This window comes from Prauserella flavalba (assembly GCF_003202235.1).
GTDB lineage: Bacteria > Actinomycetota > Actinomycetes > Mycobacteriales > Pseudonocardiaceae > Prauserella_A > Prauserella_A flavalba.
The window spans coordinates 110,106-124,528 of record NZ_MASU01000013.1 but is presented as its reverse complement, the minus strand read 5'-3'; the positions used below and the strand labels follow the sequence as shown (position 1 = coordinate 124,528).

The following is a 14,423-nucleotide window of genomic DNA, read 5'->3' as shown; positions in this document are numbered from 1 at the left end:
GCCGGGTCCTCACAGCCGCGCCCACGCAGTGAAGGCCACCTTCACTGCGTTGAATCAACACAGCGGCGCGCAGCGCCTCCGTACATTTCGTCCGCGTAAGGACACCTACAGAAGGCTATGACCATCCCGTTAATCGAGCACTGGGACTCCACCGCGGACACCGTCGCGCCGACATCGAGAGTGCCATCACCGATCATCCAGCTCGGTCCAGCGGCCCTCGTCCGGGTTCCACCGGCCCGGTGCCCGCGGGCCGAGCAGGGGCGTCACCAGTTCGGCCATCAGGGGTTCGCAGTCCTGGAGCGTCGGGTACTGCTTCGTGAGCGCCGGCGTACTGCGCACCGCGGCCTGGTATCCGCTCGCCCAGCTTGCACGCTCGGGGATCTCGAACTGTGGCGGCAGCGTGATGTCGACGTCAGCCGCGCGTCTGCGGTCTACCTCGGCGTGTAGCGCCGCGTGTGTCGTGGCGCCGTCGAGTTCGGCGCGGAGCGCCACCAGGACCAGGTCGACGAGGTCCTTGACCCGGCTGGACGGGTAGCCTCGGTGCCGCTCGTACATCGCCGCGATCTTGTCCGCCACGTGGTCCTCCAGCGGCCACATCCGGATCTCGGGGGCACTGTGGTCACCGAGATCGATCACGAAAGGCAGCTCGAGCTGGCTGCGGTACGGCTCCCCCTGTGGCCGGAGGTTCGCGACGATGTCCACGGCGACGGCGCCGCTGGACTTCGTGCCGGAGTAGACATCGAATCGGGTCCTGCAGGTCGCCGCTTCCTCCCACTGGCGCTCGACATCGCGAAACTCGAACCGGAGAAAGTCGTCCAGGTCGACCCTGGCTGCCTCACGCAGAGCTCGAACCGCGTCGTCGAGGCCGTTGTCGTGCGTGCGGTAGAGATCGACGTCCCGCGAGTATCGGGCGTCAGGCCACCGGACCAGCAGTGCCTGGCCGCCTTTGAGTACCCAGCCCTGCGGATCGTGCACGAACACGCGCGCCATCAACCGCGCTAGCAGGAAGCGGTTGACCAGCTGACTGGCCGGGATACCCTGCTCGCGGGCCGCGCTGCGGGCACGGGCGTTCAGGGCACTCTGTAGCGCCTTCGGGTTCGAGTACGGCATCTAGGCATTCTCGTCGGAGTCGCGGCGCTCGGAACGCCGGCGAGACCCATCGTCGTCGACGTCGTCGCTCAGTTCCCACGAGTGTCCGGCAACGGACGTCTGTCCCAGTGCCTCAACGAGGTTGCGATTGAGCTCCCGTAGCTGCCTGGTCAGCGGACCATCCTCGAACGCCTTCAGGAACTCGGGCCGCTGCACAGCCTCCGCGATGGCGCGCTGAACACCGCTATCGAGAACCGCAGACGACACCACCGCCGGTCTTGCCGGTCGCTGCGTGACCTGATCACGGGTCGTAGCGATCGTGGCCAGGAGATGATCGAGGAGTCGTTCACCGTCCCGGGTCTTGAGCCCGTAACGACGGGCGTACGGACCCATCCGGGCGGCAAGCTCATCCAGGTCGAGCCGGTTCTTCTCCACGCCGTCGCGAATGACCTGCGCGACGTGACTGGCGTCGGTACGCCGCGAGAGAAGATCGATGACGGTTCTACTCACGCTCGTGACCGGCAGACCGTCAACGAGAACCACATCGTCTTCGGCAAGGTCTCCGTCGCGATGCAGCTTTACCGCAGGATCGCGTGTGCCACGCCGGCGCGGCACCGTCAGCTCCACGGCATCGGCCACCAGGTCCCCCACGTCATGTGCGATGGTCGCGGAAGTGTGGGAGAGCACGCCACCGTCCGGATCCAGCTTCGGGCGCTCCCAGGCGGGTACGGTCGGGTTCAGCCAGAGCCACACGGCCTGCTCCTCACGCAGCCGGGACTCGGGCGCCGCATCGAGCGCATAGACCCCACGCCGAACTGGCTGGAGATGCCCGGCGTCAGCGAGGCGGGTCAGAGTCACCGTGTTCACCCCTGCCGCGACAGCCTGGGCCGTCGTCACCAGACCCCACTGCTGTGCGGTGTACTCGCCCAGCAGCGCTAGGGCACCTATTCGGTCCATACGTCAAATACTACATCTTAGAACGACGTTTGCTACGTCTAGTTGTAGTAAACGTCGTTCTGTCGAGTAGCTACTGACGCACCGCAGGTCCTGGGTTCTCGTGCGCGGCCACCAGTTGCCCGGTCTTGGCAGGTCCGGGCGCTCGCGAGGGTTGAACGTGGGCCCGCGTGGGGCGCGACGACGGCTTCCGCGTTTCCGGCCGACCGCAGCTCTCACTCCTCGAGCGCACGACGCCGAGCTGTGCCCGGTCCGCCTACCAGTTTGGCACCGCCCGTCGTGGCTGACTCTGACACTTCCCCCGCAAGTCCGCGCTGGATCGTGCACGGCGCCAACACCGTGCACCACGGCGAGCCCTCCCCCCATGCGCCAGCACACTGAGAACCCGCTCGAGCACGAGAAGTTGTGCTTGCTCTGCTGAGGCACCACGGCGGGCGCCCCTTACCGCGGAGAGGACTGGTCAGCCGACCTCCCCCACCCAGTCCACACGTCCCTCAAAAGAGGACCACCGGGGTCGCCAACCCGCTTGGCGCCTTGCCGCCATGCGGGCCGTTCGGCCGGCAACAGTTCCGCCCGCACGCACACAGTGACTGGGTCAAGATCAAGTATCACGAAACCGCCGCACCCCATCGGCCTCTCGACGCCATTCTCCCGACGAGCGCTGGCCACTCTGGCCGGCCGACTCCATCCGATGGCTGGCTCTCCTCGCATCGGCGGAGGCCCGTTCGGCACCCTCGTATCGGCCAGAGGAACATTATGCCCGGGAAGCCCGGTGAGCCAGCTTGACCGGCTTTCTCACGAGCTGAAACACTGAGGGTACCGATTCCCTTGACAGAAACGCCTACCGTGCCGAACAAGACCACCGCACTGCCGGCCAGCACCGGAACCGAGGCGGCCGCGCGGGTCGCCGACGTGCTCCTGCTCTTCACCGGCGGGCCAGAGTACCTCGGCGTCAGCACCATCAGCCGTGAACTCGGGCTCTCCAAGGCCGTCGTGTACCGCATCCTCCAGTCGCTCGTCTCACGCGAGGTGCTCGCGACCGACCCCGGCGTGGTCGGCTACCGGCTCGGTCCCGCGGCGGTCGCGCTGGGCGCGAGCGCGCTGCGCCGGTTCGACGCCAGGACCGCCGCCGCTCCCGTACTGCGGCGCCTGCGCGACGAGACCGGCGAGACCACCACGCTCTCCGGCCTGGTCGGCGACGAGCGCGTGTACCTGGAGCAGTTCGAGAGCCGCGCCGAGATCAAGATGACCGTCGACATCGGGAAGCGGTTCCCGCTGCACGCCGGGTCGTCGGGCAAGGCGATGCTCGCGAACCTGCCCCCGTGGCGGCGGGACGCCGTGCTCGCGGGCGAGCTGGCCGCGCTCACCGAGCGGACCATCACCGACGAGGCCGCGCTGCGCGACGAGCTGACCACGATCGCCGCCGAGGGCGTCGCCGTGTCCCTCGGCGAGCGGCAGGCGGGCGCGGGCTCGGTCGCGGCCCCGCTCATCGGCCCCGACGGCGAGGTCCACGGCGCGATCAGCATCTGCGGCCCGGAGTACCGGTTCACGCCCGAGAAGATCGAGCGGTACCGCCGCCTCGTGCACGACGCCACCGAGGAGATCGCCCGCAACTGGGCAGGCCCGCAAGCCGCCGAAGCCACCCGCTGAGGGCCCGCGCCCCCGCATGCAGTGAAGGCCACCTTCACTGCGCCCAACGCAGGCATGGTGGCCTTCACTGCATGGGGCGGACCCGGCTAACGGCCTCGGTGGAGGTACTTGCCCACCGGGTCGCCCTGGACCTTGCCGTCGGCGTACACGTGGTTGCCGCGCACGAAGGTGTCGGTGACCTTCGCCGACATCGCGAAGCCCTCGAACGGCGTGTACTCCTGAGTGGACTCCGAGTCGGCCGCGCGCACCGTCCACGACGCGTCCGGGTCGACGAGCGCGAAGTCGGCGTCGTAGCCCTCCGCGATCGTGCCCTTGCCCAGCAGGCCGTAGCGCTGCGCCGGGTTCCACGACGTGAGCTTGGCGATCTTCTGCAGCGACAGGCCCCGCTTCACGCCCTCACCGACCAGGCCGGGCAGCAGGTACTCCGCGCCGCCGAAGCCGGACTTGGCGAGGAACACGTCGTCGCGGTCGGAGCCGAACTTCAGCTCGTCGCGGCAGCACGCGTGGTCGCTGACGATCCAGTCGACCTCGCCCGCGAGCACGTGCCGCCACAGCGCCTCGACGTCCTCGCGCTCGCGCAGCGGCGGGTTCACCTTGCCGCCGATGCCGCTCGCGGTGTCCACATCGGCCAGCAGGTGGCCGACGGTGACCTCGCGCCGGAAGTCCACGTGCGGGAACGTCTTCGCCATGCGCAATGCCGCGTCGAGCGCCTTCTCCGACGACAGGTGCAGCAGGTTGATGTTCGGCAGCCCGGTCTCGTGCGCGAGGTACGACGCGATGGTCACCGCGAGCCCCTCGGAGTGCGGCGGCCGCGACGCGCTGTAGGCGCGCAGGCCGGAGAGTGAACCGTCCTGCTCCACGAGCTTCGTGTACGCGGTCATGATCTCCGCGGTCTCGCAGTGCAGCGACAGCGAGAGGTACGGCGCGTACTCGGTGAGCACCTCGCGCGCCTTCTGCACGCCGCGCATGACGAACTCGAAGTGCGCGAGGTCGTAGCGCTCGTCCGGCGGGATCATCAGGAAGTCGCTCTGGCTCGCCGAGCGGCCGTGCAGGCCGTGGCTGCCGTAGAACATGAAGATCTTGAACGACGTGACCCCGTGCTCCTCGACGAGGTACGGGATCTCCTCGATGTGCTGGGCCATCATGGGCGCGAGGTGGAACGCGTAGTCGATGTAGGCGTTGCCCTGGGCCGCGGAGAGCACCTCGGGGAAGAACTCGCGGTAGCTGCCGCCCTTGTTCAGGTAGTACTGCCCGGTGCGCATGTAGGTCAGCGCGGTAGTGACGCCGCCCTGTGCGCTCGCCCTGCTCTCGGTGCCGGTGTCGGTGGCGAGCTCGTTGTAGATGCCCCAGTGCTGGTGGGCGTCCACCACACCGGGGAAGGCGAGGAGCCCGCGACCGTCGACGACACTGGCCGCGTCGTCGCGCGGCAGACCCGGTGCGATGCGCACGATCCTGCCGTCGTTCACCGCGATGTCGGTGAGCTCGGGCCGCGCGTTGTCGGGGTCGTCCGGGCGCACCACCCGGACGTCGGTGACCAGTAGTTCAGTCGTCGCCATGCGTGCTCCTCACTGCGTGTTCTTCAGCCGGCGGGCCACGTCGTCCGCGGCCAGGTAGGACAGTCCGAAGGCGGGCAGCAGGCCGTTGCCCGCAAGGTAACCCGCGGCGCCGTGGCCGGAGATCCCGGCCGCCGCTCCGCCGGCCGCGTAGAGGCCGGGGATGGGCCGGTCGGTGTGGTCGACCACGGCGGCGTGCTCGTCGACGAGCAGCCCGCCCTGTGTGTGGAACAGCGCGGGCACCACGCGCACGGCCGCGTATCTCGGTGTCAGCGGGCGCTCCCAGCTCGTGCGGCCGAACTCGTCGGCCCGCTCGCCCCGCGCGATCGCGGCGGCGTTCGCCAGCTCCTCGGCCAGTTCCCGCTCGGGCAGTCCGGTCGCGCGGGCGAGCGCGGGCGCGTCGTCGGCCCACACGACCACACCCGAGTCGACGGTGTCGCGGAAGTCCTGGAAGGGCTCGCACTGGGCGAAGATCACCTCGTCGAGCACGATCCAGCCGGTGCCGCTGGGGCGCGCGGCCAGCTCGGCGGCGTACTCGGAGTAGCCGCGCGTCTCGTTGCCGAACCGGCGGCCGCCGAGGTCGACGAGGATCCCGCCGTGCACGATCGTGGCCCAGCCGACGAGCGTGCCCGCACCGGCGGCGACCGCGCCGTGGCCCTGGTAGGCGTCGAGGAAACCCGCTGCGGCGCCGAGCTTCTCGCCGATCCGCAGCGCGTCGCCGAGTGACCGGTCGCTGCCCTGGTACAGCGCGTCGGCGATCTCCGGCAGGTACGTTCGCACGAGCTCCGCATTGGCCCCGAAGCCGTTGGTGGCGAGCAGCACCGCGCGCGTGGGGATCTCCTCCTCGGCGCCGTCGGGGTAGCGCACGACGGCGGCACGGACGTGCCCTTCGTCGTCGGTCGGCACCTCGACGAGCCGGGCGGGCGCGAGCAGCTCGATGTCCGGGTGCTCGGTGACGCGGCGGGCCAGGTGGTCGACGACGAGCGAGCCGTGCCGTCCCGGTACCGAATGGCAGCGCGGCACGGCGTGACCGGGGTAGGTGAAGTCGGTGACGAGCGTGAGCGGCAGCTCCACGGAGTCGGCCAGCCACTCCACGAGCGGAGCGCTCACGTCGGCGAGCGTGCGTGCGAGCCGCGCGTCGGCCTGCCCGCGGGTCTTGGCCATGATGTCGGCGACGAACCGTTCCGGGGAGTCCTCGACCCCCGCCTCGGCCTGCCAGCGGGAGCCCGCGCCGGGGAACATCGCCGTGGACATCGAGGTGTTGTTGCCCCGGCGGAAGTGCTCGCTGGCCTCCACCACGAGCACACTCAGCCCGTGCCCGGCGGCGCGCAGCGCACCGGCGAGCCCGCCGCCCGCACCCGCGACGACCAGATCGACCGCCTCGCTCATGCCCCGCGAACTTCCTCTCTGAATGTCGTTCCTCCCAGAGGAACGAGCGGAACGCTTGCGGCCATCGTGGCATCCGGCACCCACGGGAGTCAACGACCCTGTTCTCTTGACGTGAGGCAGGGAGCAGTGCGAACTTGATACACCAGCGCCAGCGCGAAGGGGCGAAACACAACGGTAATGTTGTTCCCCTAGAAGAAACACCAGGAACGGGAGGTACGCCCCATGACGGACGCGCTGTCCGGGATCCGGGTACTCGACACCGCGACGCTGTTCGCCGGTCCGCTCGCCGCGACGCTGCTCGCCGACTACGGCGCCGACGTGATCAAGATCGAGCACCCGAAGGGCGATCCGGTGCGCAGCCACGGCGCGCAACGCGACGGCGTCGGCCTCTGGTGGAAGATGCTCGGCCGGGGCAAGAAGGCGATCACGCTCTACCTCGGCTCGCCCGAGGGCCAGGAGATCTTCCGCAGGATGGTCGCCGACGCCGACGTGGTGATCGAGAACTTCCGGCCAGGCACGCTGGAACGCTGGGGGCTCGGCTACGACGAACTGCGGAAGATCAACCCCGGAATCGTCCTCGCGCGGGTCACCGGCTTCGGGCAGATCGGCCCGTACTCGAAGCGTCCCGGCTTCGGCACGCTCGCCGAGGCGATGAGCGGTTTCGCGGCCATCACCGGCGAGCCGGACGGGCCGCCGACGCTGCCGCCGTTCGGCCTCGCCGACGGCATCGCGGCGCTGACCACGGCGTTCGCCGTGATGACAGCCCTGCGCGCCAGGGAGCACACCGGCCACGGTCAGGTGGTGGACCTCGCCATCATCGAGCCGATCCTCACGCTCCTCGGGCCGCAGATCATCGCCTACGACCAGCTCGGCGAGCTGCAGGAGCGCACCGGGAACCGCTCGACCAACAACGCTCCGCGCAACACCTACCGCACGCGCGACGGCGGCTGGGTCGCGATCTCCACGAGCGCGCAGTCGATCGCCGAACGCGTGATGCGCCTGGTCGGGCGGCCCGAGCTGATCGAGGAGCCGTGGTTCGCCACCGGCGCCGAGCGTGCGCGGCACGCCGACGTGCTCGACGAGGCCGTGGGCTCGTGGATCGCCGAGCGCGACCGCGACGAGGTGATCAAGGCGTTCGAGGAGGCGCAGGCCGCCGTCGCGCCGATCTACACGGCCGCCGACATCATGGTCGACCCGCAGTTCGACGCGCTCGGCACGATCGCGACGCTGATGGACGACGAGCTAGGCCCGGTGAAGATGCAGAACGTGCTGTTCCGGCTTTCCGAGACCCCCGGCCGCATCACCTCCACCGGCGCCAAGGTGGGCGCGCACACCGAAGAGGTGCTCGGCCGCTACGACGTCACCGGCGAGCAGCTCGCCGAGCTGCGCGCGAAGGGTGTGATCCGGTGACGGCCCCCGCCAGGAGCTGGCTCTACGTGCCGGGCGACCGGCCGGAGCGCATCGCCAAGGCGCTCGCGTCCGACGCCGACGCCGTGATCCTCGACCTCGAGGACGCCGTCGCGCCTGCCGCGAAGGCCGAGGCACGGCGCACCGTCGTCGCGACACTCGCCGAGGGGCGGCGCGCCTACGTCCGGGTCAACGCCACGAACAGTCCACACGGGACGGCCGATCTCGCCGCGCTCGCCGCCGAGCCGGGTGCGCTCGCCGGGGTGCGACTGCCCAAGTGTGAGGACCCTGGCGAGCTGCGCCGCGTCGCCGACACGCTGGGCGTGCCCGTCTACCCGGTGCTGGAGTCGGCACTCGGCGTCGAGAACGCCTTCGCACTGGCCACGGCGCACCCGCTCGTCGCCGGGATCTCGCTGGGCGAGGCCGACCTCGCCGCGGACCTGCGGGTGACCGGCGGCGAAGGGCTCGCGTGGCCACGCTCGCGGGTCGTGGTCGCCGCGCGCGCGGCCGGGCTGCCGAGCCCGGTGCAGAGCGTGTGGACCGCGGTGCGCGACCTCGACGGCCTGCGCACCGACACCGAGCTGGGGCGGCGCGCGGGCTTCTTCGGGCGCTCCGTGATTCATCCGGCACAGATTCCCGTTGTCCACGAGGCCTGTGCCCCCGACGCCGAGGACGTCGCGTGGGCACGGTCCCTTGTGGACGCGGTGAGCGAGAACGACGAGGCGGCCTGGATCGATGCGTCCGGACGCTTTGTCGACAAGGCGATCGTGGAGCGGGCGCTGTGGCTGCTCGCGATCGCGGGGGAGAACCAGCACGTCAAGGAAGGCCACCCGTCATGACACGCACTCAGGATCCGCTGCTCGCCGCCGTCTCCGGCGGGGTCCGGCTGATCGAGCTCGGCCAGCCGTTCTTCACCGGCATGCCGTGCTCCCCGAACCACCCCGGGTTCCGGATGACGCTCATCCGCCGCCACGGCGACATGGAGCGTCCCGACGGCGGCTCGGCCGCCAACGAGATCATCGTCACCGGCGGGCATGTGGGCACCCACATCGACGCGCTGTCGCACGTGAGCCACTGCGGTGAGCTGCACGGCGGGGTCGACGCCGCCGAGGCGCAGCGGGGCGGCGTGTTCACCACGCACGGCGCCGAGAACCTGCCCGGCCTGCTGCGGCGCGGTGTGCTGCTCGACGTCGCCGCCGTGCACGGCGTGCCGACGCTGCCCGCCGGCTACGGCGTGACGGCCGACGACCTGGCGGCCGCCGCGAAGCTCGCCGACGCCGAGCCCGGCGAGGGTGACGTCGCGCTGATCCGCACCGGCTGGGCGCGCAACTTCGGCGACCCGGCCACGTACATGGGCAAGGAGTCCGGCGTTCCCGGCGCGACCGTGGAGGCCGCGGAGTGGCTGGCCGAACGCAAGATCGTCGCGACCGGAGCCGACACGACGGCGTACGAGCAGATCCCCGCGGGCGCCGGACACGCCGTGCTGCCCGTGCACCGGGTACTGCTCGTGGAGTCCGGGATCTTCATCATGGAGCACCTCAACCTGGAGGCCGTCGCGGAGGCGGGCCTCGGCGAGTTCACGTTCCTGCTCGCTCCCCTGCGCATCACCGGCGGCACCGGCTCGCCCATCCGCCCGCTCGCGGCGGTGAGCGCATGACGACGCTCGTCCAGCGCCTCGCCGAGCTGGCGGACTCGGTGCGCGCCAAGGGACTTCCCGCCGAGCTGCGCGACGACGCCGCGCGCCGGGTCCTCGACGTGCTCGGCAACAGCCTCGCCGCCACCGCCGAGCCGCCCGCGAAGGCGGTCGGCACGCTCGTCGCCGAATGGGGCGGGCAGGGCCGCGCGACCGCGATCGGCGGCGGCAGGCTCCCCGAACCGAGCGCCGCGCTGCTGAACGGAACGCTCGCGCACTCGCTCGACTTCGACGACACGCACCTGCCCTCGGTGCTGCACCCCTCGGCCTCCGTGGTGCCCGCGGCGCTCGCGGTCGCCGAGTCCCGCGGCAAGAGCGGCGCAGCACTGCTCGACGCGATCGGCGTCGGCGTGGAGGTCGCCGTGCGCGTGGGCATGGCAGGCTACGACCGGGAACTGGGCAACTCCGTGTTCTTCGAGCGTGGCCTGCACGCCACGGCCATCTGCGGGGCGCTCGGCGGCGCGGTCGCCGCCGCGATGCTGTCCGATGTGGACTCCGAGGGCATCGCCGACGCGCTCGGCATCGCCGCGAGCATGGGCGCCGGACTGCTGGAGGCCAACCGCACCGGCGGCACGGTCAAGCGCGTGCACTGCGGCTGGGCGGCACACGCGGCCGTCACCGCCGCCGGCCTCGCCCGCACCGGCATCACCGGGCCGCCGACCGTGCTGGAGGGCCGGTTCGGGCTGCTGCAGGCGTTCTGCGGCGACCAGGTGGACCTCGACGCGCTCACCGACGCGCTCGGCGAGCACTGGGAGCTGCCCGGCATCTTCTTCAAGCCCTACCCCTGCAACCACTTCACGCACGCCGGCATCGACGCCGCGCTGCGGCTGCGGGAACGGGGCGTGACGCCCGGCGAGATCGAGAGCATCGAGCTGGGCGCGCCCACCGCCGTGCTGCGCACGATCGGCGAGCCGCGCGAGGAGAAGATCCTGCCCAAGTCCGGCTACCACGCGGCGTTCTCCGGCCCCTACACCGTGGCGGCGGCGCTGCTCGGCGGCGGCGGGCTCGGCGTGTTCCACGAGGACTTCACCGACGCGGCGGCGGCCGACCCGGAGCGGCTCGCGCTCGCGGCCAAGGTCACGTGCGTGCCCGACGCCCGCTGCGACGAGATCTTCCCGCACCAGTTCCCCGCCGTCCTGCGGGTTCGCCTGCACGACGGCACCGAGATCGAGGAGCGGGTGGACGAGAACCGGGGCGGCAACGGCAACCCGCTGTCCGCCGACGAGCTGGCGACCAAGTTCCGGCTCAACGCCACGCGCGCGGTCAGCGAGGACCGGGCGCGGCGGATCACCGAGCTGACCTACGGCGTCGCCGGACTGGCGGACGTCTCGGCGCTGACCGACCAGCTCGTGAGCGCGTAAGAACCCTGACCACAACGAGGTGAGCCCATGACAACCACCCGATTCCGCTGGATCACGATCGGCCTGGTCGTATCGCTGATCGTCATCAACTACATCGATCGCAGCGCGGTGTCCTTCGCCGTACGCCCGCTGCAGGACGAGTTCGGCATCACGGCAACCCAGTACGGCGCGATCTCCAGCGCGTTCGCCATCGGGTACATGGTGTTCACGTTCCTGTCGGGATTCCTGGTCGACCGGTTCGGTCCACGCCGCGTGCTGCTGACGGCGATCGTGATCTTCTCGCTCGCCACGGCGCTGATCCCGCTGGCGGGCGGGTTCGCCGGGCTGCTGCTCGTGCGCATCATCCTCGGCGCGGGCGAGTCTCCGGCGTTCCCCGGTGCGACGCGGGTGGTGAGCCGGTGGCTGCCGCAGAAGGAGCAGGGCATCGCGCTCGCGCTCATCGGCGGCGTCGCGGTGTCGGGCAGCCTGCTGATCGCGAGCCCGCTGCTGACGCAGCTGATCGGGCTCACGGGCTGGCGCGGCATGTTCTGGGTGATGGCCGGTGTCGGCGTGGTGTGGGCGGTGCTCGCACTGTGGTTGCTGCGCAACACGCCGGACGAGAGCCCCTACCCCAACGACGCCGAGAAGGCCTACATCGCCCAGGGCCACACCGCCGCCGACGAGGCACCCGCGAGCAAGGCCGCCGTCGACTGGCGGGGGCTGTTCACCAACCGCAACCTGTGGCTCGTCGCGATCGGCTTCTTCTCGTGGGGCTTCATGTTCTGGGGCTTCATGTACTGGCTGCCCGAGTACCTGCAGCGCGCACACGGCCTGAGCATCGAGAGCGTCGGCGCGTTCTCCATCGCACCGTGGGCCGCCGGTGTGGTGGGCGCGCTGGTGGGTGGTGTGCTGGTGGACCGGCTCTACCGGCGCACCGGCAACGCCCGCACCAGGCTCACGATCATCGGCTGCGCGCTGCTGCTGGCCGGCGCCGCGCTGGTGCCGGTGTTCCTCACGACGAGCCTCACCGTCGCGCTGATCTTCATCTCGCTCGGCGTGGGCTGCGGGTTCATCACCGGTGGCATCTGGTTCGTGGCCTCGATCGACGCGGCGCCCAACCAGCCCGCGAGCGCGGCCGGTTTCGTGGATGCGGCGTTCGCGCTCGCCGGCATCATCGCGCCGTCGATCATGGGCTTCGTCGTCGACCGCACGGGCACGTTCACCAGTGGCTTCGTGCTGATGAGCTGCCTGGTGGCGGTGAGCGCACTGCTGTTGCTGTTCGTGTCCACCGATCCGCGTAAGAACGAGCCGGCGGCACCGGCCGTGGCGGCGGAGCACTCGTGACCGGCCCGCTGCGCGCGGCACTCTCCCCGGTGGAACTGGGCGGGGTGCCGCTGCGCAACCGGGTCTTCGTGCCGGGCCATACCACCAACTTCGGCCACGAGAACCGGCCCACCGCGAGGCACGCCGACTACCACGCCGAACGAGCCCGCGGCGGTGTCGGCCTCATCATCACCGAGGCCATCCGCGTGCACCCGACCAGCGCGGGCAGGCACATCAGCCTCGGCTGCTTCGACGACGCGAGCATCCCGGCGTACGCGGCGATCGCCGACGCCGTGCACGCCGAGGGCGCGGCGATCTTCGCGCAGATCATGCACGCGGGCAGGCAGGCGAACGGGGACGCGACGCGCACGGCGGCGTGGTCGGCGTCGGCGCTGCCGTGGGCGACCGGCGCGCACACCCCGCACGCCATGAGCACCCGCGACATCGGCACGGTGGTGCGGGCGTTCGGCGCGGCGGCGGCGCGGATGTCGCGCGCGGGCTACGACGGACTGGAGGTGCACGCCGGGCACGGGCACCTGCTCCAGCAGTTCCTCTCCCCCGTCACCAACCACCGCACCGACGGCTACGGCGGCAGCGCGGCCAACCGCCTGCGGCTCACGCGCGAGGTGCTCACGGCGGTGCGCGAGACCGCGCCGGAGCTGCCCGTGGGCCTGCGGGTGAGCGCCGACGAGTTCCTGCCCGGCGGCCTCGAACCCGGCGACGTCATCGAGATCGTGGCGGCGCTGCGGGAGGAGTTCCCGCTCGCGTACGTGCACGTGAGCCATTCCGCCTACCACGGCAGCTGGTCGCTGGCCACGCAGATGGCGGACATGAGCTTCGGGCACGCGCCGTTCCGCCACCACGCCGGGATGTTCCGCCGCGCGCTGCCGGGACTGCCCGTGCTCGCCGTGTGCCGCCTCGACAGCGTGGGCGAGGCGGCCGAGCTGATCGCCTCCGGCGAAGCCGACCTCGTGGGGCTCGCGCGCCCGCACATCGCCGACCCGCACCTGGTGCGCAAGGCCGCCGAGGGCCGCGAGCACGAGACGCGCTCGTGCGTGGCGTGCAACCAGGGCTGCATCGGGCGGGTGGAGCTGAACCTGCCGATCTCGTGCGTGGTGAACCCGGAGGTCGGCGCCGAGCGCGTGTGGGCGGGAGTCCACAGTAGACGGCGAGCGGGCAGCGTCCTCGTCGTGGGCGGTGGTCCCGCCGGGCTGGAGGCGGCGCTCGCGGCGCACCGCAGGGGCAAGCGCGTGACACTCGTCGAGGCCGCCGACCGGCTCGGCGGACAGGTCGCGCTCGCCGCCCGGGTGCCGGGCCGGGAGCGGTTCGGGCTGCTCACCCGGGAGCTCGAACGGGACGTGCTGGCGGCCGGGATCACCGTGCGCACCGGCGTGCGCGCCGACGCCCGGCTGGTGCGGGCCGAGTGCGCCGACGACGTCGTGCTCGCCACCGGCTCGGTGCCCGTCCGCCGCGAGCTGCCCGGCGGGCCACCGGTGCTGGACACGTGGCAGGCGGTGGAGACCGTGTGCGGCGAGGAGGCGGTGCCGAACGTCGTGGTGATCCGCGACGACTGCGGCAGCTGGGCCGCCGCCTCACTCGCCGAGGCGTTCGCGGCGCGGGGCGCGCGGGTGCACCTGGTGTCGCCCTCGGCGTCGTACAGCGCGCAGGTGACCACCTACTCCCGGCTGGCGCTGACGAAGCGGTTCACCGACCACGGCGTGCGCGTGCACCTCCTGCGCACCGTGCGCGCGAAGGACAGCGACACGGTGGTGCTCACCGACCCGGTCTCGGGTGGCACCGAGCCGATCACCGGCGTCGGCGCCGTCGTCGACGCGGGCGCGGCCACCTCCGCCGACGCGCTGCTGCACGAGCTGGCCGACGTGGCCCGCGTGCACGTGGCGGGCGACGCCAACGCGCCGCGCACCGCGCTCGAAGCCGTCTACGAGGGCCGGGTCGCCGGTGCCGTACTGGCCGCCGAGCCCGACCCGGAACCCGTCCTGCTCGCATTGTCCCGCTGAAGGAGAG

11 protein-coding genes are annotated in these 14,423 nt (G+C 71.4%); 7 read left to right on the top strand and 4 right to left on the bottom strand.

The features are described 5' to 3' along the window. Positions 1-186 precede the first annotated feature (186 nt). Together BA062_RS27835 and BA062_RS27830 are read right to left on the bottom strand one after the other, a co-directional pair. Positions 187-1,110: a nucleotidyl transferase AbiEii/AbiGii toxin family protein gene (locus BA062_RS27835; protein WP_110341803.1), complete on the bottom strand. Its 924-nt coding sequence runs from the start codon at positions 1,108-1,110 to the stop codon at positions 187-189. Then, positions 1,111-2,046, bottom strand: a complete 936-nt coding sequence (locus BA062_RS27830; RefSeq protein WP_110341802.1) for a type IV toxin-antitoxin system AbiEi family antitoxin domain-containing protein — start codon at positions 2,044-2,046, stop codon at positions 1,111-1,113. It abuts the gene before it with no gap. Between the two features lie 825 nt (positions 2,047-2,871). Here BA062_RS27830 and BA062_RS27825 point away from each other — a divergent pair. After that, positions 2,872-3,693: an IclR family transcriptional regulator gene (locus BA062_RS27825; protein WP_110341800.1), complete on the top strand. Its 822-nt coding sequence runs from the start codon at positions 2,872-2,874 to the stop codon at positions 3,691-3,693. Between the two features lie 86 nt (positions 3,694-3,779). Here BA062_RS27825 and BA062_RS27820 read toward each other — a convergent pair whose 3' ends face one another. Both BA062_RS27820 and BA062_RS27815 read right to left on the bottom strand, forming a co-directional pair. After that, positions 3,780-5,249 (bottom strand): dihydroorotase, encoded by a 1,470-nt coding sequence (locus BA062_RS27820; protein ID WP_110341798.1) that lies wholly within the window; start codon positions 5,247-5,249, stop codon positions 3,780-3,782. A 9-nt stretch (positions 5,250-5,258) separates the two neighbouring features. Then, complete coding sequence (locus BA062_RS27815; protein WP_110341796.1) at positions 5,259-6,635, bottom strand: FAD-dependent oxidoreductase; 1,377 nt, start codon at positions 6,633-6,635, stop codon at positions 5,259-5,261. Positions 6,636-6,857: 222 nt separating this feature from the next. Here BA062_RS27815 and BA062_RS27810 point away from each other — a divergent pair, with 222 nt between their 5' ends. Genes BA062_RS27810 through BA062_RS27785 form a run of 6 tightly spaced genes read left to right on the top strand, consistent with a single transcriptional unit; the run spans position 6,858 to position 14,416 of the window. Continuing rightward, positions 6,858-8,045, top strand: coding sequence for a CaiB/BaiF CoA transferase family protein (locus BA062_RS27810; RefSeq protein ID WP_110341794.1), 1,188 nt, complete (start codon positions 6,858-6,860; stop codon positions 8,043-8,045). Then, positions 8,042-8,881 (top strand): HpcH/HpaI aldolase/citrate lyase family protein, encoded by an 840-nt coding sequence (locus BA062_RS27805; RefSeq protein WP_110341792.1) that lies wholly within the window; start codon positions 8,042-8,044, stop codon positions 8,879-8,881. The genes BA062_RS27810 and BA062_RS27805 overlap by 4 nt, the downstream gene beginning before the upstream one ends. Then, complete coding sequence (locus tag BA062_RS27800) at positions 8,878-9,699, top strand: cyclase family protein (RefSeq protein ID WP_110341790.1); 822 nt, start codon at positions 8,878-8,880, stop codon at positions 9,697-9,699. The genes BA062_RS27805 and BA062_RS27800 overlap by 4 nt, the downstream gene beginning before the upstream one ends. Beyond that, positions 9,696-11,096 carry an MmgE/PrpD family protein gene (locus BA062_RS27795; RefSeq protein ID WP_110341788.1) on the top strand — a complete coding sequence of 467 codons (1,401 nt, stop codon included), beginning with the start codon at positions 9,696-9,698 and terminating at the stop codon, positions 11,094-11,096. Before BA062_RS27800 ends, BA062_RS27795 begins: the two co-directional genes overlap by 4 nt. 27 nt (positions 11,097-11,123) lie before the next feature. Further along, complete coding sequence (locus BA062_RS27790; RefSeq protein WP_110341786.1) at positions 11,124-12,419, top strand: MFS transporter; 1,296 nt, start codon at positions 11,124-11,126, stop codon at positions 12,417-12,419. Then, positions 12,416-14,416 carry an oxidoreductase gene (locus tag BA062_RS27785; protein ID WP_110341784.1) on the top strand — a complete coding sequence of 667 codons (2,001 nt, stop codon included), beginning with the start codon at positions 12,416-12,418 and terminating at the stop codon, positions 14,414-14,416. The genes BA062_RS27790 and BA062_RS27785 overlap by 4 nt, the downstream gene beginning before the upstream one ends. Positions 14,417-14,423: the final 7 nt, after the last annotated feature.

Bases quoted from the DNA above. Each gene is read 5' to 3' on its own strand.
- BA062_RS27810 (WP_110341794.1), top strand. From the start codon at position 6,858: ATGACGGACGCGCTGTCCGGGATCCGGGTACTCGACACCGCGACGCTG.
- BA062_RS27795 (WP_110341788.1), top strand. From the start codon at position 9,696: ATGACGACGCTCGTCCAGCGCCTCGCCGAGCTGGCGGACTCGGTGCGC.
- BA062_RS27800 (WP_110341790.1), top strand. From the start codon at position 8,878: ATGACACGCACTCAGGATCCGCTGCTCGCCGCCGTCTCCGGCGGGGTC.
- BA062_RS27790 (WP_110341786.1), top strand. From the start codon at position 11,124: ATGACAACCACCCGATTCCGCTGGATCACGATCGGCCTGGTCGTATCG.
- BA062_RS27835 (WP_110341803.1), bottom strand. From the start codon at position 1,110: ATGCCGTACTCGAACCCGAAGGCGCTACAGAGTGCCCTGAACGCCCGT.
- BA062_RS27830 (WP_110341802.1), bottom strand. From the start codon at position 2,046: ATGGACCGAATAGGTGCCCTAGCGCTGCTGGGCGAGTACACCGCACAG.
- BA062_RS27815 (WP_110341796.1), bottom strand. From the start codon at position 6,635: ATGAGCGAGGCGGTCGATCTGGTCGTCGCGGGTGCGGGCGGCGGGCTC.
- BA062_RS27820 (WP_110341798.1), bottom strand. From the start codon at position 5,249: ATGGCGACGACTGAACTACTGGTCACCGACGTCCGGGTGGTGCGCCCG.